The following is a 21,219-nucleotide window of genomic DNA, read 5'->3' as shown; positions in this document are numbered from 1 at the left end:
TTATTCCATCAAGTAGGTAAATGGTTGCAGGGGAAAGGCTTGTCGATACAGTACCGAGAGCGCATAAAAAAAGCCAGCATCTGAGGTGCTGGCTTTTGTTTCATCGATGTAGCTCGCGATTATTCGTCGTCAGCCACTTCGTCGTCGGTTTCAGCATCATCAATGCCGTCTTCTTCTTCCGCGACTTCACCCGGCGCCGTTGCCACGCTGTCGAGTTCTTCATCTTCGACCGGCTCAGCAACGCGTTGCAGCCCTACCACGTTTTCGTCTTCCGCGGTGCGGATAAGCGTCACGCCCTGGGTGTTACGGCCTACGATGCTGACCTCAGAGACACGGGTGCGCACCAACGTACCAGCATCGGTGATCATCATGATCTGATCCAACTCATCGACCTGCACCGCACCAACAACCTGACCGTTACGCTCGCTCACTTTGATAGAGATAACGCCCTTAGTCGCACGGGATTTGGTCGGGTATTCACTCACCGCAGTACGCTTACCGAAGCCGTTTTGCGTGACGGTAAGGATATCGCCTTCACCGCGCGGCACGATCAGAGACACCACGCGATCGTCACCCTGAAGGTTGATACCGCGAACACCGGTAGCGGTACGTCCCATAGCACGCACTGCCGCTTCGGAGAAGCGCACCACCTTGCCTTCGGCAGAGAACAGCATCACTTCGTTCTCACCGTCCGTCAAATCAACGCCGATCAGCTCGTCGCCCTCATTGAGGTTAACGGCAATAATCCCTTTCGAACGTGGATTGCTAAACTCGGTCAGCGCAGTTTTCTTCACCGTACCGCTGGCAGTCGCCATAAACACGTTTTGGCCTTCTTCGTATTCACGCACCGGCAGAATCGCAGTAATGCGCTCTTCCGGCTCCAACGGCAACAGGTTGACGATAGGACGCCCACGCGCACCGCGGCTCGCTTCCGGCAGTTGGTAGACCTTCATCCAGTAGAGGCGGCCACGGCTGGAGAAGCAGAGGATCGTGTCATGGGTGTTAGCCACCAGCAGACGGTCGATAAAATCTTCTTCCTTGATACGTGCCGCTGACTTGCCTTTGCCCCCACGACGCTGCGCTTCATAATCGCTCAGCGGTTGGTATTTGACATAGCCCTGATGGGACAGCGTGACCACCACATCTTCCTGATTGATCAGGTCTTCGATATTGATGTCAGCGCTGTTAGCCGTAATTTCAGTGCGACGCGCATCACTGTACTGTGCCTTGATGGCTTCCAGCTCTTCACGAATGACTTCCATCAAACGCTCAGGGCTGATCAGAATGCGCAGCAATTCGGCAATCTGCAACAGCAACTCTTTGTATTCATCCAGCAGTTTTTCGTGTTCCAGACCGGTCAGTTTTTGCAAACGCAGATCCAGAATCGCCTGAGCCTGCTGCTCGGTCAGATGGTATTTACCTTCACGAATCCCGAATTCCGGCTCCAGCCAGTCCGGACGCGCAGCATCGTTACCGGCACGTTCCAGCATCGCCGCAACGTTGCCCAGATCCCACGCACGCGCAATCAATGCCGCCTTGGCTTCCGCCGGGTTTGGCGCATTGCGAATCGCTTCAATGATCGGGTCGATGTTTGCCAGCGCAACCGCCAGCCCTTCCAAAATATGGGCACGTTCGCGCGCTTTACGCAGTTCAAAAATGGTTCTGCGCGTCACCACTTCACGACGGTGGCGAACAAAGGCAACCAGAATATCCTTGAGCGGCATGATCTTCGGCTGGCCCTGATGCAGTGCCACCATGTTAATGCCGAACGAGACCTGAAGCTGAGTCAGCGAGTAGAGGTTATTCAGTACCACTTCACCTACGGTATCGCGTTTGATCTCAATCACGATACGCATGCCGTCTTTATCAGATTCATCGCGCAATGCGCTGATGCCTTCAACGCGTTTCTCTTTCACAAACTCGGCGATTTTTTCAATCAGACGCGCTTTGTTCACCTGATAGGGAATCTCATGCACGATAATAGTCTCACGACCATTTTTATCGTCCACTTCCACTTCGGCGCGTGCGCGGATGTAAATTTTGCCGCGGCCGGTGCGGTAGGCTTCTTCAATGCCGCGTCTGCCGTTGATGATCGCGGCGGTCGGGAAATCCGGCCCTTTAATATGCGACATCAACCCTTCCAGGCTGATGTTTTCATCTTCGATATACGCCAGACAGCCGTCGATCACTTCAGTCAGGTTATGGGGCGGAATGTTGGTCGCCATCCCCACGGCAATACCGGAAGAACCGTTTACCAGCAGGTTAGGAATACGCGTCGGCATTACATCGGGGATCTGTTCTGTGCCATCGTAGTTGGGCACAAAATCGACCGTTTCTTTTTCCAGATCCGACAGCAGCTCGTGGGCGATTTTCGACATGCGGATTTCGGTATAACGCATGGCCGCAGCCGAGTCGCCGTCTATCGACCCGAAGTTGCCCTGACCATCGACCAGCATATAGCGCAGGGAAAAAGGTTGCGCCATACGCACGATGGTTTCATACACGGCGGAATCACCGTGCGGGTGGTATTTACCGATAACGTCGCCGACCACACGGGCCGATTTTTTATAGGGTTTGTTCCAGTCATTTCCCAGCACGCTCATCGCGTACAGCACGCGCCGGTGCACGGGTTTCAAGCCGTCACGAACATCAGGCAAGGCACGCCCGACAATAACGGACATGGCATAGTCCAGATAGGAGTTTTTCAACTCATCTTCGATATTGACCGGTGTTATTTCTCTGGCAAGGTCGCTCATGGAGCCGCTATCCCTCTATTAATGCATCAACCCGAGTTCAAAAGGTGGAAAATGATAGCACAAAACCCATCTCACAGGGAAAATACGCGCACGAGTAATGACGCTTTTCTTTCATTCACTGCCTTTTCCGTCGCCGTGGCAAAAAGGAGAATCGCTACTATAGCCAACCGACTTAAAAATGATTACATCCTATGCCCTGATATGCGGCAAAGAAGCATAGCTGGCTGTTATCAAAATAATGTCGCTTGGCTATACATCCTGCCTACACCCGATATACTCACCGCAGATGAGAATAACAAAAGGTTGTATACCGCATGAACGCAGAAACACAGACACAGAATGTCGATCATGATGAAATTGCCAAGTTTGAAGCCGTCGCCTCGCGCTGGTGGGATCTGGAAGGCGAGTTCAAACCGCTGCACCGCATCAACCCGCTGCGACTTGACTACATTGCGCGCCGCGCCGATGGGCTGTTTGGCAAGCAGGTGCTGGATGTCGGCTGCGGCGGCGGCATTCTGGCTGAGAGCATGGCGCGCGAAGGGGCAGAGGTGACCGGATTGGACATGGGTGCCGAACCGTTGCAGGTTGCCCGACTGCACGCGCTCGAGAGCGGCGTCAGCGTGCAGTATGTGCAGGAAACCGTGGAGTCTCACGCGGCGGCACGCGCCGGGCGCTATGACGTGGTGACCTGTATGGAGATGCTGGAACATGTGCCCGATCCGCAATCAGTGGTGCGCGCCTGTGCCGCATTGGCCAAACCCGGTGGACACGTGTTCTTCTCTACCATCAACCGTAATACCAAAGCCTGGTTGTTGATGATTTTCGGCGCCGAATATGTGCTAAAAATGGTGCCTAAAGGCACCCATGACGCGAAAAAATTTATTCGCCCGGCAGAGTTGCTGGACTGGGTGGACGGCACCGCACTGGCAGAACAGCACATCACCGGTCTGCACTATAACCCGCTGCGCGATCGTTTTACGCTGGGCCCTAATGTGGACGTGAACTATATGCTGCATACGCAGCGCGATGCTGAATAAGCCAGCGTTGGCTGGCTTCACCGCTTGCCTTTGCAACGCAGATTGGTGATATCGTCGCCAATCTGCCATTCCCTCTACCGTCATAACCTTAGACGCTGATCAAATCAAGAATTTTCTGTGCGCGGAAAAAAGCGGCAACCGATCAATTTTTTATTTTTTTATCCCCATCCATTGACAAAAGTTAAGGCCGCAACGCTACAGGCGTTTAGCCACTGTGTAACAATTCCTCCCCATGTTATCCACAATTTCAGTGTATTTTGTTCACTTGCAATAGCCGAAAATTCTCACTATCTTGTTATCATTCTAAACTAAACCCCCTATATGTAGTGTTTCCTCCACACACCGCAGCACTAGACTGTCGTGTGCGTTTTCGATCGGGGAAAACACTATTGCAATAGGAAAAACGGATAGGTACTACACCACATGAACCAGAGTCTGCTAGTAACCAAACGCGATGGCAGCAAAGAACGCATCAATCTGGACAAGATTCACCGGGTGATTACCTGGGCAGCAGAAGGCCTGCACAATGTGTCAGTGTCTCAAGTCGAGCTGCGCTCCCACATTCAGTTTTATGACGGCATCAAAACCGCCGATATTCATGAAACCATTATTAAAGCTGCCGCCGATCTGATTTCACGCGACAGCCCGGACTACCAATATCTGGCCGCACGTTTGGCCATTTTCCACTTGCGCAAAAAAGCGTACGGCCAGTTTGAGCCGCCGACGTTGTTCGATCACGTCACCAAAATGGTGGAACAGGGCAAATACGATACCCACTTATTGCAGGACTACACGCCAGAAGAGTTCGCTCAGATGGACGCTTTCATCGATCACTGGCGCGACATGACCTTCTCTTACGCTGCGGTCAAGCAGTTGGAAGGGAAGTATCTGGTGCAAAACCGCGTCACCGGTGACATCTACGAAAGCGCCCAGTTCCTGTATGTACTGGTGGCAGCCTGTCTGTTCTCCGGTTATGCGCGCGAAACGCGTCTGGATTACGTCAAACGCTTCTATGACGCGATTTCGACCTTCAAGATTTCGCTACCAACGCCGATCATGTCCGGCGTGCGTACCCCGACCCGCCAGTTCAGTTCCTGCGTGTTGATCGAGTGCGGCGACAGCCTGGATTCCATCAACGCCACCTCCAGCGCTATCGTGAAATACGTTTCACAGCGTGCCGGTATCGGCATTAACGCCGGTCGTATCCGTGCGCTGGGTAGCCCGATTCGCGGTGGTGAAGCGTTCCATACCGGCTGTATTCCGTTTTATAAACATTTCCAGACCGCGGTGAAATCCTGCTCACAGGGCGGCGTGCGCGGCGGTGCGGCAACGCTGTTTTACCCGCTGTGGCATCTGGAAGTGGAAAGCCTGCTGGTGTTGAAAAACAACCGTGGCGTGGAAGGCAACCGCGTGCGTCACCTCGATTACGGCGTGCAGTTGAACAAGCTGATGTATCAGCGCCTGGTCAAAGGGCAAGAAATCACCCTGTTCAGCCCCTCTGACGTGCCCGGCCTGTATGACGCGTTTTTCGCCGATCAGGACGAGTTCGAACGCTTATATCAGCAGTATGAAAAAGATGACAGCATCCGCAAAAAATCCATGAAAGCGGTCGATCTGTTCTCGCTGATGATGCAAGAGCGCGCCTCTACAGGCCGTATCTACATTCAACACGTCGATCACTGCAACACCCACAGCCCGTTTGAACCGACCATCGCACCGGTGCGTCAGTCCAACCTGTGTCTGGAAATTGCGCTGCCAACCCATCCTCTGGAAGACGTCAACGATGAAAAAGGCGAGATCGCGCTCTGCACCCTCTCCGCGTTCAACCTTGGCGCATTGAATAGCCTGGATGATTTGGAAGATCTGGCGCGCCTGGCAGTCCGTACGCTGGACGCCCTGTTGGACTATCAGGATTATCCGATTCTGGCGGCCAAACGCGGGGCCATGGGCCGCCGCACACTCGGCATCGGTGTTATCAACTTTGCCTACTATCTGGCGAAAAACGGTGTGCGCTACTCCGACGGCAGCGCCAACAATCTGACGCACAAAACCTTTGAAGCCATTCAGTACTACCTGCTGCAAGCCTCAAACGAACTGGCGCGTGAACAGGGTGCCTGCCCGTGGTTTGACCAAACAACCTATGCCCGTGGCGTGCTGCCTATTGACACTTACAAGCGCGATCTGGACGGTATTTGCAGCGAACCGCTGCATTATGATTGGGAAGCACTGCGCGACAGTATCAAAACACACGGTCTGCGTAACTCCACGCTCTCTGCGCTGATGCCGTCGGAAACCTCGTCACAAATTTCCAACGCCACCAACGGGATTGAACCACCGCGCGGAAATATCAGTATCAAGGCGTCAAAAGACGGTATTCTGCGCCAGGTGGTGCCGGATTATGAAACCCTGAAGGATGCCTACGAGTTACTGTGGGAAATGCCGAACAACGACGGCTATCTGCAACTTGTTGGACTGATGCAGAAGTTTGTCGATCAGGCTATTTCTGCCAACACCAACTACGATCCGGCGCGCTTCCCGTCAGGAAAAGTGCCGATGAAACAGTTGCTGACTGACTTGCTCACCGCCTATAAATTCGGGTTGAAAACGCTGTATTATCAAAACACCCGTGACGGCGCGGAAGACGTTCAGGAAGATATACTGACCGACGCACAGGATGACGGCTGCGAAGGCGGTGCCTGCAAAATTTAAACCGTTTCCCGCATAGGATATTGTTTACGTAAGTTTTTTTCAGGATGCGGTCAAACGCCTCCTGTCCCTTTTTGGAGATACAGCCCTATGGCTTATACCACCTTCTCACAGAATAAAAACGATCAGCTTCTGGAACCCATGTTCTTTGGTCAATCCGTTAACGTAGCGCGTTACGATCAGCAAAAATATGAGATATTCGAGAAGCTGATCGAAAAACAGCTCTCTTTTTTCTGGCGTCCGGAAGAGGTGGATGTGTCTCGCGATCGCATCGACTATCAGGCGCTGCCGGAACATGAAAAGCACATTTTCATCAGCAATCTGAAATACCAAACGCTGCTGGACTCCATTCAAGGACGCAGCCCTAACGTCGCATTATTACCGCTGATCTCCATCCCTGAATTGGAAACCTGGATAGAAACCTGGGCATTTTCAGAAACCATCCACTCCCGTTCCTATACCCATATCATCCGCAATATTGTCAACGATCCGGCACTGGTGTTCGATGATATCGTCACCAATGAAGAGATTCTGAAACGTGCAAAAGACATCTCTGCTTTCTATGACGATCTGATCGAACTGACCAGCTATTACCATCTGCTGGGAGAAGGCACGCATCAGGTGAACGGTAAAACCGTCACAGTGAATCTGCATGCCTTGAAAAAACAGCTCTATCTGTGCCTGATGAGCGTCAACGCATTGGAAGCCATTCGTTTTTATGTCAGTTTCGCCTGCTCATTCGCCTTTGCCGAACGTGAACTGATGGAAGGCAATGCCAAAATAATCAAACTGATCGCCCGCGATGAAGCGCTGCACCTGACCGGCACCCAGCATATGCTGAATCTGATGCGCTCTGGCCAGGACGATCCGGAAATGGCGCAAATCGCCGAAGAGTGCCAGCAGGAATGCTACGACCTGTTTGTGCTGGCGGCACAGCAGGAGAAAGAGTGGGCGGAATACCTGTTCCGTGATGGTTCGATGATTGGCCTGAACAAAGACATTCTCTGTCAGTACGTTGAATACATCACCAATATCCGCATGCAGGCGGTTGGGTTGCCATTGCCCTTCCAAACGCGCACTAACCCAATTCCGTGGATTAATGCCTGGCTGGTCTCTGACAACGTGCAGGTTGCTCCGCAAGAAGTGGAAGTGAGTTCTTATCTGGTCGGCCAAATTGATTCTGAAATCAATGCCGATGACCTGAGTGACTTCCAGCTCTAGGCCAATGAGCACTTCAACCATCACACTGCGCGTCTCGGGCGCGCAGCTTGACAACAACGACAGCGCCACCTCATTACTCGACGTGCTGGAACAATACCGCGTGCCGGTGGAATATCAGTGCCGTTCGGGCTATTGCGGCGCCTGTCGCTTACGGCTGGTGAAAGGCCGCGTCGCCTATCGTCAAGCACCCCTTGCCTGTTTACAGCAAGACGAAATCTTGCCCTGCTGCTGCATGCCAGTAAATGATATTGAGTTAGAGCTCTGAGCGTTCGGCATGCACAGTGCAATGCCAAAATGTGGCATGCCGCCACGCTGATAACCCCATGTTCTCGTCGCCCCCATGCCTTGCTCACGCCTGAGCCATCGCGTTATATTTTTAGAATAAATGCACACCCTGCGCAATTTCTTGCTCACTTGTTGGCATAAATCACTTTTTGCGAAATGTTTGCAGATGATTCACGAGGTCTGCGCAATGTCTTGCTCAACGTTGGCATCATCGGCCGTGCGAATAACTAAATCCCCATAAAAAACATAACATTAAAGAAATGACACTGTTTTTGCGCGTTGCCCGAACGACTATTAATCCCGTTCAACAACCAGGCGAAACACGACGCCAACACCAACAAACGGGAAACCTCCGTGAGCACGGAACGGCGACATATCATCGGCAATCAGGAGGTATGATGTTCAGGGGCTTTGTTGAATAATTTAACCGTTTGATTTACATCTTCTTTAGTTAGAATGCATTTACAGAGAATGTATTTTGTTAGAACGACAAATCAAATAGTTAGCACAATAAAAAGCATTCCGAGAGGAAAAATTAGTCGTTGAAATTTTATAATGCTTATATAAATCAGTATCTTAAATTATTCAACAAAGCCATGTTCAGGTATCTGATTATATTTATCGGGCTTAGCCTTTCTCTGGTGGCCTGCTCCAGCCCACATGTTAAATGGAGTTACGGTCACGGCAGTAATATTGATGAGCTTGTGATCACCAAGGTTGTCTTTAATAGGGAATCAGCAATGGGAAACGCCGTCAAAACAGGCGATAACGATACCTGCACGGTAACCATCCACCAACATCAATCGTGTCGGGGTCATCAACCGTCAAGGTTGATGGTATGCCATCGGCCCGGCAAGGCGATCCTCTGGCTCCGCACGGACACAGCCGAACTATCAGCGCCGGTTCATCCAGCGTCTTTACTGACGGCAAGCCCGCCGCGCGCACAGGGGACACCGTTAGCTGTGGCAGCGTATTGATTGGCGGGGGAAGTGTCACTATCGGTTGATAGGGTTTGGGGCATACAGACTTTTAGGGACGCGTTAGTTCACCGATAATATTTATTCAGGTATAGGTAACGGCAAAGGGTAATAAAGGTACTTTAAATGGCGTTAAGGATGAATCGGCTGGTTGTGCTAGGACTTACCTGTTTCCTATTGTCGGCTTGTGATAGCAATACCCCTGACGCCGCTGAGCAATACGCGTTAGGAAACGCTTATGATGATGGCGGCATACGAGATATTGATTGGCTTTGTTGAATAATTTAACCGTTTGATTTACATCTTCTTTAGTTAGAATGCATTTACAGAGAATGTATTTTGTTAGAACGACAAATCAAATAGTTAGCACAATAAAAAGCATTCCGAGAGGAAAAATTAGTCGTTGAAATTTTATAATGCTTATATAAATCAGTATCTTAAATTATTCAACAAAGCCATATTGATTATGAAAAAGCCAAATACTGGTATGAGAAAGCTTCTGCGCAAGGAAATCTGGATGCCATGAGGGCGCTTGGCTTTATGTATGAAAAGGGCAAGGTGATGGAGGTCAATTACACGAAAGCCATTAGAATCTACACAGAAGCGGCTGAAAAAGGTGATTATCACTCCCATATCAATTTATGGTGGATGTACTCTCAAGGGCTTGGTGTGGAAAAAAACAGCACTATTGCAGCGCAATGGCCTCAAAAGGGCTTTGTTGAATAATTTAAGATACTGATTTATATAAGCATTATAAAATTTCAACGACTAATTTTTCCTCTCGGAATGCTTTTTATTGTGCTAACTATTTGATTTGTCGTTCTAACAAAATACATTCTCTGTAAATGCATTCTAACTAAAGAAGATGTAAATCAAACGGTTAAATTATTCAACAAAGCCCCTCAAAAGGCCAGGAAGCTGGAGGCGGCAGGAAAAGCAGACTAGGGCGAAATTGTCCCCGCCATCACGGCAGAGTCTGTAAAGAATTTCGTGTAAATGGCTCCATCGCTTAACCGGAAATCCGATCTCCATACATCAACATGAATTGGCCCATAGCCGGTTTCCAGTCTCTGATTGGTAGGGTCCATTTAGCCGAGATATTATGCAAGGCTAGATAGAATAATTTTAGCACCGAGTCATCCGTTGGAAATATTCGTCGCGTTTTCGTTATCTTGCGCAATGAAGCATTTAACGACTCTATCGCGTTGGTGGTGTAGATAACCTTGCGGATCTCCGGCGGAAAATCAAAAATGACGATGAGACGTTCCCAATTATTTCTCCACGATGGACTGATCGTCGGGAACTGCTCATCCCATTTGGCCGCGAAGGCATCCAGGGCCTCTTCAGCGCCCTCTAGCGTTGCGGAACTATAGATAGTGCGGAGGTCAGCAGCAACGGCTTTACGCTCTTTCCAGCCGACGTAGCGCAGCGAGTTCCGCACCTGATGCACGATGCAGAGCTGTACCCGCGCATGCGGGTAAACAGCTTCAATGGCATCAAGAAAGCCCTTCAGGCCATCGCAGCAGGCGATGAAGATGTCCTGTAGCCCACGATTTTTCAGTTCTGTCATTACAGATAACCAGAACTTGGCCCCCTCGGTTTTGGCTATCCATAGCCCCAGCAGCTCTTTTTCGCCCTGGCCGTTGATGCCTAGAGCCAAGTAAACAGACTTGTTGGTCACGGCTCCGCCGTCCTGGCTTTTGACCACAATACAGTCAAGGTAAACAATGGGATAAAACGCATCCAGCGGCCGTTGCTGCCAGCGCTTAACGTCATCCATCACGGCATTGGTCACTTGAGAAATGAAGCCAGCGGAAACATCAACCCCGTAGACTTCTTTAAAGTGAGCCTGAATATCACGGGTTGATAGCCCTCTGGAATAGAGAGAAATAATGCGGTCATCGAAGCCGTTAAGCTGCTTTTCGTGCTTACCGATCAGTGTCGGCTCGAAGGTATAGCCAAGCGACATTATTTTGATAACAGCCAGCTATGCTTCTTTGCCGCATATCAGGGCATAGGATGTAATCATTTTTAAGTCGGTTGGCTATACTGTTGCGGTCGCGCGGAATATCGAGCTCGATCTCCCCATTTTGGCTACGTACGCTCTTGGATGTCTTGCCATTGCGGGAGTTGCCTGAATTATTATAGCTAAACGACTTAATTTTGATTACATTATTTAAATGAGCTATTCAATTGATTTTAGACGTAAAGTGATATCTACACGGAAAAACGAAGGGTTGAGTATCCGAGAAACAGCGAAGCAATTTCGGATTGGCCCTGCCTCTGTATCGCGTTGGATTAATCAAATAGAGTCAAAAGCATCGACCACGCGTCAGCGAAAGATCGATAAATCCGAGTTGATAAAAGATGTTGAACAATATCCAGATGCTTACCAAAAAGAACGTGCAGAGCGTTTTGGCGTTTGTCAGAAGGCCATTTGGCAAGCGCTTAAAAAGCTGGGATTGACCTATAAAAAAAACTCTACGTCATCCGAAAGCCGACGAAAACGCCCGGCAGGGATTTCAACAAAAAAAACAACAGTATGAAAAAGAAGGTAAACATATTGTTTTTATTGATGAAAGTGGTTTTTCACACGATGCCCCACGGACTCACGGCTATTCCCCAAAAGGTCAACGGTGTTTTGGCCTGAAGAACTGGGGAGCTAGGGGAAGAACAAATGTTATCGGCGCTTTATTAGGCACAACGCTGTTTGCTATCGGATTATTTGATATCAATATTAACAGCGATGTTTTCTATGCCTGGGTCACACAAGTCCTTATCCCAGTACTCCCTAAAAACAGTGTAATCATGATGGACAATGCCACTTTTCACAAAAAACATAATATTCAACAAGTCATCATCGATGCAGGGTATATGGTGGAGTATTTGCCTACATATTCGCCAGATCTTAACCCAATTGAGCATAAATGGGCACAAGCAAAAAGCAAAAAAAGAGAGATGGGTTGCGATACAGAGAGTTTGTTCTCAGTCCATATGGTGTAATCAAAATTAAGTCGCTTGGCTATACCAGCCGGGTCATGCTTAGCATACCCAAGGTGTATCTCCATCTCAGCTTGAAGAACCCGTTCCGCCAGTCTTTTAGTCAGCTCCTTGAGTAGGCCTGATTCACCCAGAAGCTCCTGAGGGGAGTGGCAATCCTGAAGCAGTTGGTCAATAAGTTCGTTGCTGATAGGCATTTTTTGTCCTCTGAAGGTTTTCCTCAAAATGCCATTTACACAGATCTTTTTACACTCTCTCACGGCAGGGGCATAACAACAGCAAATAGTTTAGTCAGTATATTATTTCCAATTTGTATTTATCAGCGTAAATATAATAAATTTAAAAGGTTTATCTCACTCTATTATTTAAACCCTTTTTTAGGATAAAAACGGTCTAAATCCCCGCATAATTTTACTTATATACTGAGCTAGCCTCAATCGTGCTGTTACGGCAGTTATTCTTGTCTGCACTGTCCGCAGCGGAAAGAAGGACCACATTGTTATACCCGTCATACTTCACGTTGCAGGTGTGTTTGCTGCGTTCGTTCACCCGAATCACTTACCAGTGTAAGCTCATCGGGATGAATGAACCTCATCCCTGAGGTTCACCCTACGGGCCAGCACAGGTGCTGTTCAAATTTGTTCCAGACAAATTTGTCATTCACTTGCCGCCGTCCTGCAACTCGAATTATTTAGGGTATATAATTCTTATAATAGGGACGATAATGAAATTTTCAGATCTGAATATCGCCACGCGCCTTGCGATTGGCGCTATCATCAGCCTGCTTATCCTGATTATTTTTGGTATATTGGCCTTTGGTGGGCTTAAGAACCTATCCCAATAGGATTTTATTCCAGACAATGATGCCGCAGGTAAAATGCAGCATCGCCTCATAATTTTCGACTTTCTTCTCCCAGCGAGTCAGAACCCGACGAAAGCGATTCATCCAGCTGTGCGTTCTCTCCACTACCCAGCGGTGAGCTTTAAAATCCGTGTTTTTGATGGCTTCCGACTCCTCTTTCCTTGACTGGATATGAGGTTCGTAACGACGACTTTTCAGACAGGCCTCCAGCCATCCGGCTTCATAGCCTTTGTCCAGACAGAGGCGGAGCTTTCTGCCGCGTCTGCCCGTCTGAAGGGCGTCGAGAGTATCAGCAACCAGCTTTATGTCGTGGGTATTTGCCCCTTAGACAACCAGAGAGAGGGGAAGCCCGTTCGCATCGGTCATCAGGCTACGCTTTACACCCTGTTTCCCCCGGTCTGTGGGATTCCGTCCTGTTTTTTTGAGCCTGCCAGCGGTGACTTCGTCATACAACCATCCATCGACAGCAATGACCAGTCGATAGCATCCAGCTGCTCGCAGGCCAGCAACCCGTTCTGCCAGAACCGTTCAAAAACTCCTGCATCCCGCCAGTCCTGGAAGCGGCGGTGAGCGGAGCTTGACGAGCATATCCCGGTGGCATTCAGGGCATTCCACTGGCAACCCGTTCTGAGCACAAAGAGAATGGCGTTCATTGCGGCACGATTATCAACCCGCCTGCGATGCGTACCCAGCGGATGGTGGGTTTTGTGTTCCGGGAGCAACGGAACCATTTTCCCCCAGAGTTCATCGCTGATCTGCCACTTATTGATTGCCATACTTCCCTCAGAAATTGCCATTACTTATTAACTGACAATTCCTTTTGGGATAGGTTCTAAAAGCTTCCATGAGCACATCGACGCCGTAGTAAAGAAAAATTACCCTACCGTGATGCTCTCCAACAATGTTATGAGCAGTTTAAATAACGTATTTATTAGCCAATCCGCATTCTTTGCCCTGACCGCAGAAAATGATGAAAATAACATCAACACGACGGTTGAACAAATCAAAAAAGACCGCAGTGTTATCGTTAAACATATTACGACGCTCAGCAACTCAGTACAGGACGACGCTGAACTCACAGCTGCGTTAAATACCATCAAGCAGGATTATAGCAAGTTTGCCGACGCCAGCGATGCGCTGCTGAATCTGGCGAAAAACCGCCAGGACATACGCCATCAGGCCCTTGAAGTCACCTGGCCTCTGGGCACTGCGCTCAAAAAAGATATCTCACAGTTCATCAGCAAAGCCGAATATCGCATGTGGCAAGCGGACCAAACGGTGAATCAAAGTTACAGCAGTATTCGCATCGTACTGCTGTGCATTATTCTTGCTGGCGTCGTTATCAGTCTGACGCTGTCCTTCGTGACGGCGCGCAGCGTGGTACTGCCCTTGCAGCAAGCGGTGTCATTGGCAGAGTCCGTTGCACAAGGCAAACTGACCGTTCGATTGCTCATCAGCGTAAAGATGAGACAGGCATTTTATTGAATGCGCTGAACACGATGACCGCCAATCTCCAGCATCTCGTCGGGCAACTGCGCGATAGCGCACACAGCATTGCTTCCGCTACCGCACAGATTGCGGCCGGTAACCTGGATCTGTCTGGCCGCACCGAAGAGCATGCCAGTTCTCTGGAAGAGACGGCCGCATCAATAAGCGTGTTGCTTAATAGTGAAATAAGGGTGTTTCGGTGATTGAAGTAAATTTTACGCTGTTCTGAGATGGAAATTCCAAAGACCGGCGCTAAGGAGTAAGAAGGTATCATCAATAAAGGGTCTACGATTCCGTAAAATTTGGGTCATGCAACCGAGGCGCTTGATACCCGCGATGGCGTGTTCAACTGTAATACGGATGCCCGAGATTATTTTATTTTCTTGTTTTTGTTCAGGCGATAAAGGTCTTTTTCGAGTTCCTTTTTTTGGGATTTGTGTATTAGGATGCTGTTTATCTATACCTTGAAAACCGGTATCTGCCCAGATGGTTACCTCAGGAGGAATATGGCGAATTATATCGACTTTATCGAGTAAGCGTTTATCGTGACCGCGCCCATTTTTGCTCATGGGGATAAATCCAATTTGCCTTGTTTCGTCAGTCATAATAAGCCCTTTTCGAGTGGTCTGTCTTTTCTTTCCCGAATACATTTTTTTTCGCCGACGCAGATTCTTAGGCTTTTGGACAGGTCGCTCTGTCCCATCAATAAAGACGTCTTTAACTCCAGGAAAGGCGCGAAAAAATTCCTCAGCAGAGCGAATTTGACGAGCGGGCAAAACACATTCTCGCCCCAAGGTCATCTCTAAAACCGGCAATAATATTTTTACCCAGCGACATACCCGTGTTCTATCTAAACCAAAAAGAAGTCCTTGCAAATCATAGGTCGGATAACATTTTAAATACAATAAAATAAAAAGCAGTTTATCTAATGGGGTTGGGATAAATCCTTTCTGCCCTGCACCCATCTGCCGCTCGTGATCTTTTCGATTCTTTTGCCGATAAATCAAATAACAAGCTGAAAATTCAGCGGCTAAATTTTTCAATTCTTCGACTGATAATCCAATGATTGCTTTACATAAACGATTATCTCGTAACAACCGCTCTTTGTTGATCATTTCAAACCTTTATTCTCTAAGTTAAACCTCTTTTTATTCTCAATAGCCTGACAAAAAATGCAAATCTCTATTCAGCAACTAGTTTAATGAACCAACTGGCCGCTACCGTCAAAAACACCGCAGAAAATACCCAACAGGCGAATACGCTGGTGAACGATGCCGCGTTGGAAATGGAAAACAGCGGCAGCAAAATGTCCGATGCCGCCAGCAAAATGCATGAAATCCGTGACTCTGCGAATCACATGGTAGAAATCATCGCCCTGATCGACGGTATTGCTTTCCAAACCAATATATTGGCGCTCAACGCCGCCGTTGAAGCCGCGCGTGCAGGTGAACAGGGTCGCGGGTTTGCTGTGGTTGCCAGCGAAGTGCGTAGTCTCGCGCAGCGTAGCGCCGCCGCGGCAAAAGAGATCAAAGCGCTGTTCGACGATGCCGTGCACACCACACAGCAAGGGATGGAACTGGTGGAAGGTGCCGAAACATCGATGAAAAACCTCAGCGCCAACGCCTCGCACATGAGCAACATTATGGCGGAAATTGCGCACTCCAGCCGGGAACAAAGCGTCGGGATCGATCAGGTCAACATTGGTGTCGGGCAGCTTGATGCGTCAACACAGCAAAATGCATCGCTGGTGGAAGAAGTCTTAGCGGCCGCACAATCGTTGCAAAATCAAGCGCAGCGCCTGACGGATGCCGTCTCCGTGTTTGTCATTACGCCGACTAGCTCAACGACCGTAGCGCCCCCGACAGCAGCAATTAAAACACCGCGACTGGCTGCTGCAAGCACCGGTTCCACCACCGTATCCTCAAACGATAACTGGACCACCTTTTAATTAAGCCTCTTGCCGGGGCGTATTCGCGCCCCTGCTTGCCTCACCTCTCGTTTTTGCTATTTTCAGGGCTTTGTTGAATAAATCAGAATTAGCCGACAGGATGACTCCCTCTGCTACACCTGTTATAGCCAAGCGACTTAATTTTGATTACACCATATGGACTGAGAACAAACTCTCTGTATCGCAACCCATCTCTCTTTTTTTGCTTTTTGCTTGTGCCCATTTATGCTCAATTGGGTTAAGATCTGGCGAATATGTAGGCAAATACTCCACCATATACCCTGCATCGATGATGACTTGTTGAATATTATGTTTTTTGTGAAAAGTGGCATTGTCCATCATGATTACACTGTTTTTAGGGAGTACTGGGATAAGGACTTGTGTGACCCAGGCATAGAAAACATCGCTGTTAATATTGATATCAAATAATCCGATAGCAAACAGCGTTGTGCCTAATAAAGCGCCGATAACATTTGTTCTTCCCCTAGCTCCCCAGTTCTTCAGGCCAAAACACCGTTGACCTTTTGGGGAATAGCCGTGAGTCCGTGGGGCATCGTGTGAAAAACCACTTTCATCAATAAAAACAATAGGTTTACCTTCTTTTTCATACTGTTGTTTTTTTTGTTGAAATCCCTGCCGGGCGTTTTCGTCGGCTTTCGGATGACGTAGAGTTTTTTTTATAGGTCAATCCCAGCTTTTTAAGCGCTTGCCAAATGGCCTTCTGACAAACGCCAAAACGCTCTGCACGCTCTTTTTGGTAAGCATCTGGATATTGTTCAACATCTTTTATCAACTCGGATTTATCGATCTTTCGCTGACGCGTGGTCGATGCTTTTGACTCTATTTGATTAATCCAACGCGATACAGAGGCAGGGCCAATCCGAAATTGCTTCGCTGTTTCTCGGATACTCAACCCTTCGTTTTTCCGTGTAGATATCACTTTACGTCTAAAATCAATTGAATAGCTCATTTAAATAATGTAATCAAAATTAAGTCGTTTAGCTATATATGGTGGAGTATTTGCCTACATATTCGCCAGATCTTAACCCAATTGAGCATAAATGGGCACAAGCAAAAAGCAAAAAAAGAGAGATGGGTTGCGATACAGAGAGTTTGTTCTCAGTCCATATGGTGTAATCAAAATTAAGTCGCTTGGCTATAATACGCCAATGACAGCGCGCGATTACGCCTACGAAAAGATAGGCTTTATGCATCGACGGCGCTAAAATAACTTTTTCAGGATGAAGAAAAATATAGTTTTATTTCAATAAATTATTTTTAAAACTACCTTTGGAGGTGAAAACCATGCTGACTGTCATTCCCGTATTGATATTTGTTGCGCTGGTTATTGTATGGTCAGCGATCAAGATCGTGCCGCAAGGTTATCAGTGGACCGTAGAACGCTTTGGCCGCTACACCAAGACGCTGATGCCGGGGTTAAACCTGGTGGTGCCGTTCATGGATCGCATTGGTCGCAAAATCAATATGATGGAGCAGGTGCTTGAGATCCCCTCCCAGGAAGTGATTTCCAAAGATAACGCCAACGTGACGATTGATGCCATCTGCTTTATTCAGGTAGTGGAAGCGCCACGTGCAGCCTATGAGGTCAGTTCGCTCGAATTGGCGATCAAAAACCTGACCATGACCAACATCCGTACCGTGCTGGGCTCGATGGAGCTGGATGAAATGTTGTCGCAGCGTGACAGTATCAACACTCGTTTGCTGCATATTGTTGATGAAGCCACTGGCCCATGGGGGATAAAAATTACCCGTATTGAGATCCGCGACGTGCGCCCCCCCGCCGAATTGATTGCCTCCATGAACGCCCAGATGAAAGCCGAACGAACCAAACGCGCCGATATTCTTGAAGCGGAAGGGGTGCGTCAGGCCGCCATTCTCAAAGCGGAAGGTGAAAAACAATCACAAATTTTGAAAGCCGAAGGGCAACGTCAATCTGCGTTTCTGGAAGCTGAAGCCCGAGAAAGAGCCGCAGAAGCAGAAGCACGCGCCACCCAAATGGTCTCTGACGCCATTGCCTCGGGTAATATTCAGGCCATCAACTACTTTGTGGCACAAAAATATACCGATGCATTGAAAGAGATTGGTTCTGCCGACAACAGCAAAGTTGTCATGATGCCTCTGGATGCCAGCAATCTGATGGGTGCTATCGGCGGTATCGCTGAGTTGATTAAAGATAGCGGAAACGCCCGGAACCAGAATGGACGTTGAACTGCTGGCTGAGAATGCCCACTGGATGTGGCTCTCGCTGGGTGGTTTGCTGCTGGCGGCAGAAATGCTTGGAGCCAGCGGTTATCTACTGTGGAGCGGCGTGTCAGCCGTTATCATCGGCTTATTAACCTGGGTATTACCGTTGCCCTGGGCGTGGCAGGGAACGCTGTTTGCCGTGCTGACCATCATCACCGCGCTGCTGTGGTGGTACTGGTTGCGCAGCCGTTCACGTCGAATAACCGATGCCACACTGTTGAACCAACGCAGTCGGCAACTGATTGGGGTGCGCGCAACTGTCACCGAAGCGGTTGAAGATGGCATCGGCCGCGCCAGAATCGGTGACAGCACCTGGCGGATCAAAGCCGATGAAGTCCTGTCCGTCGGCACAACGGTTGAAGTGATTGCCGTTGATGGCATCACACTACACGTGCGCGCCCTCAAGGTTTAACCGCCCTTCACGACGATCCCCAGCCGTAACAGGGTTGGGGATTTTTCATCCTTATGGCAGTATCCTCGCGCGACATAAGCAGCTAGCATGAACGTTTGTGGTTGATGGAGATAAATCATGACGTTACTGCGCCAACTGGCCACGTGGTTGGGATTAGTTTCCCCGGTCACCTATGCCTATCCCGCACTGGATGTTTCTGTGACAAACGGTGGACACCTGCATTTAGTGGGCAGTATTCATATGGGCAGCCAAGCGATGTCTCCGTTGCCGGAGGTGTTGCTGCAACAACTGCTCCAGTCGACTGCGCTGGTGGTAGAAGCCGATATCTCCGATATAGGATCGCCGTTGCAGGAAGAATACGAGCCCATTTCGCTGGCAGAACGTCTGGACCCAGAACGCTATCAGCAGTTCCAGCAGCACTGTGAAGTGCTGGCGCTTAACCTGAATCGTTTTGCGCATCTTCCCGCCTGGCACGCTGCGCTGACACTCCAGGCGATGCAAGCGCAATCGCTAGGCTTGCGCCCTCAATATGGTATCGATTATCAATTGATTCAGGCCGCCAAAGCGGCAAACATTCCGGTGATTGAGCTTGAAGGACAGCAAGAACAGCTCACCATGCTGCGACAATTGCCGCAAGGGGGTGTAGCATTGTTGGAAGATACGCTGGATCACTGGCACGTTAATGCACGTCTGCTTCAGGTGATGACCGGCTGGTGGCTGGAAGGGCCGCCGGCAAAATCCGCTGCCGCTATTCCGGCGACATTCAGCCACGCCTTGTCCGAAGTATTGATGCGCCAACGCAATACCCGTTGGCGCGATCAGTTACAGGCACTGCCGACCGGACAGTATGTAGTGGCAGTCGGTGCATTGCATCTGTATGGCGACAATAGCCTACCTTCCCTGCTACAACCGGATAGCGCAGCGCGATAACGACGGGATTGACTAAGGAACGAGCACCATGGCACCCGCAGTAAAACTTCTGGAAAAAAATAAGGTCGCTTTCCAACTTCACAGCTACGACCATGACCCAAACGAAACCAATTTTGGCGAAGAAGCCGCACGTAAGCTGGGATTGAATAAAGAGCATGTGTACAAAACCCTGCTGGTAGCGCTGAACGGCGATGCCAAACATTTGGCAGTTGCCATCACGCCAGTCTCCGGGCAGTTAGATTTAAAGAAGGTGGCGCGAGCCTTTGGTGCCAAAAAAGCGGATATGGCCGACCCGATGCTTGCTCAGCGGGTTACGGGTTATCTGGTAGGCGGTATCAGCCCGTTAGGACAGAAAAAATTACTGCCAACCGCCATTGATGAACCCGCACAGCACTTCCCGGTGATTTACGTTTCCGGCGGCAAACGCGGACTGGATATCGGACTCGCGCCCGCCGATTTGGCGAAACTGCTAAAAGCGTCATTTAGTGATATTGCCAAGCGGGATTAGCGAAGGAATTCCAATGCGCTGACTCAAGTCAGTGATTCGGGTGACTGAGTGCGGCCAACGCCGCCACAGCGCAAAGTATGAAGCGTAAAAGAAGCTGATGGCAGAGGACTCCACGGCCAGTGTGTCCCCTGCCACCGCTTCAAAACGGGTAATTAATCGACCTTAGCCCCTTTTTCGACCAACAGCGTTGGCTTGCTTCACGTTGAGGGTCAGGCCTTTGGTTTGCACTTCGGCGTTACGCACGCGGATCCTCTGATCGGCATCGATGCGCACGTTGTCAAAATGGAAACCGCTCAAGGGTGCCTTAGGTACGCCAATGATGTACGCCGCGGCTTTGCTTTTGCCGGTTGATTCCAGGTTCTCGATCGTCACATTGCTAAAATGCGGCGTCTTATATTTATCAAACGGTTGTTTGGCATCGGTATCTGGCGGGTAAATTTGTTCACCCATGGTGAAACCACCTTCTGCCAGCAGCTTATCCACTTCCGCTTGCACGATGGGAGCTGCTTTGTAGTAGCCTGCAAACACCAGCGGAATATCGACATCGACCATTTTGGTATTGCGATAAGTGATGTTTTTCACCTCGCCGCCTTTACCGCGCAGCGTCTTGATACGAATACCGTACATCGAACCTTCGAACTGGTTATTTTCCACCAGTACGTTGTTCACACCACCAGAGGTTTCACTGCCGATAGAAATACCGCGCCCTTGACGCAATACGTTGTTTGCAAGGTAGATATTGTCGACGACGCCTTCAGGGAAGCGCTCATCGGGCTTCTCGGCCTTGATGGCGATATGGTCGTCGTTACAGTCGATAAAGTTAT

General features: G+C 49.4%; 20 protein-coding genes and 5 pseudogenes. 17 read left to right on the top strand and 8 right to left on the bottom strand.

Annotation, left to right across the window (positions count from 1 at the left end; translation table 11 throughout):
* Window positions 1-119: 119 nt before the first annotated feature.
* The gene (gene gyrA, locus ACQGXV_RS24110) at window positions 120-2,756 is read right to left on the bottom strand and encodes a DNA topoisomerase (ATP-hydrolyzing) subunit A (RefSeq protein WP_440863412.1); all 2,637 of its coding nucleotides are present in this window, start codon (window positions 2,754-2,756) and stop codon (window positions 120-122) included.
* Between the two features lie 135 nt (window positions 2,757-2,891).
* On the opposite strand from gyrA, the gene ACQGXV_RS24105 reads away from it, so the two are divergent.
* From ACQGXV_RS24105 to ACQGXV_RS24075, 7 genes and pseudogenes are all read left to right on the top strand, one after another.
* Window positions 2,892-3,074 (top strand): hypothetical protein, encoded by a 183-nt coding sequence (locus tag ACQGXV_RS24105; RefSeq protein WP_440863410.1) that lies wholly within the window; start codon window positions 2,892-2,894, stop codon window positions 3,072-3,074.
* Window positions 3,071-3,793 carry a bifunctional 2-polyprenyl-6-hydroxyphenol methylase/3-demethylubiquinol 3-O-methyltransferase UbiG gene (gene ubiG, locus ACQGXV_RS24100; protein ID WP_440863408.1) on the top strand — a complete coding sequence of 241 codons (723 nt, stop codon included), beginning with the start codon at window positions 3,071-3,073 and terminating at the stop codon, window positions 3,791-3,793. The genes ACQGXV_RS24105 and ubiG overlap by 4 nt, the downstream gene beginning before the upstream one ends.
* 423 nt (window positions 3,794-4,216) lie before the next feature.
* Window positions 4,217-6,502, top strand: a complete 2,286-nt coding sequence (nrdA, locus tag ACQGXV_RS24095; protein WP_440863407.1) for a class 1a ribonucleoside-diphosphate reductase subunit alpha — start codon at window positions 4,217-4,219, stop codon at window positions 6,500-6,502.
* A gap of 87 nt (window positions 6,503-6,589) precedes the next feature.
* Window positions 6,590-7,720, top strand: a complete 1,131-nt coding sequence (gene nrdB, locus ACQGXV_RS24090; protein ID WP_264644966.1) for a class Ia ribonucleoside-diphosphate reductase subunit beta — start codon at window positions 6,590-6,592, stop codon at window positions 7,718-7,720.
* A gap of 4 nt (window positions 7,721-7,724) precedes the next feature.
* Complete coding sequence (gene yfaE / locus ACQGXV_RS24085; protein WP_440863406.1) at window positions 7,725-7,985, top strand: class I ribonucleotide reductase maintenance protein YfaE; 261 nt, start codon at window positions 7,725-7,727, stop codon at window positions 7,983-7,985.
* 760 nt (window positions 7,986-8,745) lie between these two features.
* Window positions 8,746-9,011: pseudogene (locus tag ACQGXV_RS24080) on the top strand (PAAR domain-containing protein).
* Between the two features lie 412 nt (window positions 9,012-9,423).
* Window positions 9,424-9,708 carry a tetratricopeptide repeat protein gene (locus tag ACQGXV_RS24075; protein WP_440867580.1) on the top strand — a complete coding sequence of 95 codons (285 nt, stop codon included), beginning with the start codon at window positions 9,424-9,426 and terminating at the stop codon, window positions 9,706-9,708.
* 283 nt (window positions 9,709-9,991) lie between these two features.
* Here ACQGXV_RS24075 and ACQGXV_RS24070 read toward each other — a convergent pair.
* A pseudogene (locus ACQGXV_RS24070) lies at window positions 9,992-11,126 on the bottom strand (IS256 family transposase); the annotation flags it as partial.
* 36 nt (window positions 11,127-11,162) lie between these two features.
* On the opposite strand from ACQGXV_RS24070, the gene ACQGXV_RS24065 reads away from it, so the two are divergent.
* Together ACQGXV_RS24065 and ACQGXV_RS24060 are read left to right on the top strand one after the other, a co-directional pair.
* Window positions 11,163-11,528, top strand: coding sequence for an IS630 transposase-related protein (locus ACQGXV_RS24065; protein ID WP_440862584.1), 366 nt, complete (start codon window positions 11,163-11,165; stop codon window positions 11,526-11,528).
* Window positions 11,452-11,985 carry an IS630 family transposase gene (locus ACQGXV_RS24060; RefSeq protein WP_440867579.1) on the top strand — a complete coding sequence of 178 codons (534 nt, stop codon included), beginning with the start codon at window positions 11,452-11,454 and terminating at the stop codon, window positions 11,983-11,985. The genes ACQGXV_RS24065 and ACQGXV_RS24060 overlap by 77 nt, the downstream gene beginning before the upstream one ends.
* Window positions 11,986-12,008: 23 nt before the next feature.
* On the opposite strand, the pseudogene ACQGXV_RS24055 reads toward ACQGXV_RS24060, so the two are convergent.
* Both ACQGXV_RS24055 and ACQGXV_RS24050 read right to left on the bottom strand, forming a co-directional pair.
* A pseudogene (locus tag ACQGXV_RS24055) lies at window positions 12,009-12,179 on the bottom strand (IS256 family transposase); the annotation flags it as partial.
* Window positions 12,180-12,814: 635 nt separating this feature from the next.
* Window positions 12,815-13,620: pseudogene (locus tag ACQGXV_RS24050) on the bottom strand (IS5 family transposase).
* A 109-nt stretch (window positions 13,621-13,729) separates the two neighbouring features.
* Here ACQGXV_RS24050 and ACQGXV_RS24045 point away from each other — a divergent pair.
* A complete protein-coding gene (locus ACQGXV_RS24045; protein WP_440867835.1) occupies window positions 13,730-14,329 on the top strand; it encodes a hypothetical protein in 600 nt (199 codons plus the stop codon).
* The gene (locus ACQGXV_RS24040) at window positions 14,251-14,535 is read left to right on the top strand and encodes a HAMP domain-containing protein (protein WP_440867578.1); all 285 of its coding nucleotides are present in this window, start codon (window positions 14,251-14,253) and stop codon (window positions 14,533-14,535) included. The genes ACQGXV_RS24045 and ACQGXV_RS24040 overlap by 79 nt, the downstream gene beginning before the upstream one ends.
* A gap of 12 nt (window positions 14,536-14,547) precedes the next feature.
* On the opposite strand, the gene ACQGXV_RS24035 is transcribed toward ACQGXV_RS24040, so the two are convergent.
* A complete protein-coding gene (locus tag ACQGXV_RS24035; RefSeq protein WP_440863405.1) occupies window positions 14,548-15,447 on the bottom strand; it encodes a transposase family protein in 900 nt (299 codons plus the stop codon).
* Between the two features lie 86 nt (window positions 15,448-15,533).
* Between ACQGXV_RS24035 and ACQGXV_RS24030 the strand changes: the two genes are divergently transcribed.
* Window positions 15,534-16,280 (top strand): methyl-accepting chemotaxis protein, encoded by a 747-nt coding sequence (locus ACQGXV_RS24030; protein ID WP_440863404.1) that lies wholly within the window; start codon window positions 15,534-15,536, stop codon window positions 16,278-16,280.
* Between the two features lie 147 nt (window positions 16,281-16,427).
* On the opposite strand, the gene ACQGXV_RS24025 is transcribed toward ACQGXV_RS24030, so the two are convergent.
* Both ACQGXV_RS24025 and ACQGXV_RS24020 read right to left on the bottom strand, forming a co-directional pair.
* On the bottom strand, window positions 16,428-16,961 hold the full coding sequence (locus ACQGXV_RS24025; RefSeq protein ID WP_440862665.1) for an IS630 family transposase: 534 nt from the start codon (window positions 16,959-16,961) through the stop codon (window positions 16,428-16,430).
* The gene (locus tag ACQGXV_RS24020) at window positions 16,885-17,250 is read right to left on the bottom strand and encodes an IS630 transposase-related protein (protein ID WP_440862584.1); all 366 of its coding nucleotides are present in this window, start codon (window positions 17,248-17,250) and stop codon (window positions 16,885-16,887) included. Before ACQGXV_RS24020 ends, ACQGXV_RS24025 begins: the two co-directional genes overlap by 77 nt.
* 38 nt (window positions 17,251-17,288) lie before the next feature.
* Between ACQGXV_RS24020 and ACQGXV_RS24015 the strand changes: the two genes are divergently transcribed.
* The 5 genes from ACQGXV_RS24015 to ybaK all read left to right on the top strand — a co-directional run bounded on the left by ACQGXV_RS24015 (window position 17,289) and on the right by ybaK (window position 20,395).
* On the top strand, window positions 17,289-17,417 hold the full coding sequence (locus ACQGXV_RS24015) for a transposase (protein ID WP_440862618.1): 129 nt from the start codon (window positions 17,289-17,291) through the stop codon (window positions 17,415-17,417).
* Between the two features lie 168 nt (window positions 17,418-17,585).
* Window positions 17,586-18,509 carry an SPFH domain-containing protein gene (locus ACQGXV_RS24010; RefSeq protein ID WP_440863403.1) on the top strand — a complete coding sequence of 308 codons (924 nt, stop codon included), beginning with the start codon at window positions 17,586-17,588 and terminating at the stop codon, window positions 18,507-18,509.
* Window positions 18,499-18,957 carry an NfeD family protein gene (locus ACQGXV_RS24005; protein ID WP_440863402.1) on the top strand — a complete coding sequence of 153 codons (459 nt, stop codon included), beginning with the start codon at window positions 18,499-18,501 and terminating at the stop codon, window positions 18,955-18,957. The genes ACQGXV_RS24010 and ACQGXV_RS24005 overlap by 11 nt, the downstream gene beginning before the upstream one ends.
* 114 nt (window positions 18,958-19,071) lie before the next feature.
* The gene (locus tag ACQGXV_RS24000; protein ID WP_440867577.1) at window positions 19,072-19,887 is read left to right on the top strand and encodes a TraB/GumN family protein; all 816 of its coding nucleotides are present in this window, start codon (window positions 19,072-19,074) and stop codon (window positions 19,885-19,887) included.
* 28 nt (window positions 19,888-19,915) lie between these two features.
* Window positions 19,916-20,395, top strand: a complete 480-nt coding sequence (ybaK, locus tag ACQGXV_RS23995) for a Cys-tRNA(Pro)/Cys-tRNA(Cys) deacylase YbaK (protein WP_440863401.1) — start codon at window positions 19,916-19,918, stop codon at window positions 20,393-20,395.
* A 152-nt stretch (window positions 20,396-20,547) separates the two neighbouring features.
* Here the strand turns inward: ybaK and ACQGXV_RS23990 are convergent.
* Window positions 20,548-21,217 (bottom strand): annotated as a pseudogene (locus ACQGXV_RS23990) (glycosyl hydrolase family 28 protein); the annotation flags it as partial.
* Window positions 21,218-21,219 lie beyond the last annotated feature (2 nt).

Source organism: Symbiopectobacterium purcellii, assembly GCF_052050035.1.
Lineage (GTDB): Bacteria > Pseudomonadota > Gammaproteobacteria > Enterobacterales > Enterobacteriaceae > Symbiopectobacterium > Symbiopectobacterium purcellii_A.
This window is presented reverse-complemented; position numbering and strand designations above follow the sequence as displayed.

Coding starts and splice junctions, on each gene's coding strand:
- nrdB (WP_264644966.1), top strand. CDS start 6,590: ATGGCTTATACCACCTTCTCACAGAATAAAAACGATCAGCTTCTGGAA.
- ACQGXV_RS24005 (WP_440863402.1), top strand. CDS start 18,499: ATGGACGTTGAACTGCTGGCTGAGAATGCCCACTGGATGTGGCTCTCG.
- nrdA (WP_440863407.1), top strand. CDS start 4,217: ATGAACCAGAGTCTGCTAGTAACCAAACGCGATGGCAGCAAAGAACGC.
- ACQGXV_RS24030 (WP_440863404.1), top strand. CDS start 15,534: ATGAACCAACTGGCCGCTACCGTCAAAAACACCGCAGAAAATACCCAA.
- ACQGXV_RS24065 (WP_440862584.1), top strand. CDS start 11,163: ATGAGCTATTCAATTGATTTTAGACGTAAAGTGATATCTACACGGAAA.
- ACQGXV_RS24035 (WP_440863405.1), bottom strand. CDS start 15,447: ATGATCAACAAAGAGCGGTTGTTACGAGATAATCGTTTATGTAAAGCA.
- ACQGXV_RS24010 (WP_440863403.1), top strand. CDS start 17,586: ATGCTGACTGTCATTCCCGTATTGATATTTGTTGCGCTGGTTATTGTA.
- ybaK (WP_440863401.1), top strand. CDS start 19,916: ATGGCACCCGCAGTAAAACTTCTGGAAAAAAATAAGGTCGCTTTCCAA.
- gyrA (WP_440863412.1), bottom strand. CDS start 2,756: ATGAGCGACCTTGCCAGAGAAATAACACCGGTCAATATCGAAGATGAG.
- yfaE (WP_440863406.1), top strand. CDS start 7,725: ATGAGCACTTCAACCATCACACTGCGCGTCTCGGGCGCGCAGCTTGAC.
- ACQGXV_RS24020 (WP_440862584.1), bottom strand. CDS start 17,250: ATGAGCTATTCAATTGATTTTAGACGTAAAGTGATATCTACACGGAAA.
- ACQGXV_RS24015 (WP_440862618.1), top strand. CDS start 17,289: ATGGTGGAGTATTTGCCTACATATTCGCCAGATCTTAACCCAATTGAG.
- ubiG (WP_440863408.1), top strand. CDS start 3,071: ATGAACGCAGAAACACAGACACAGAATGTCGATCATGATGAAATTGCC.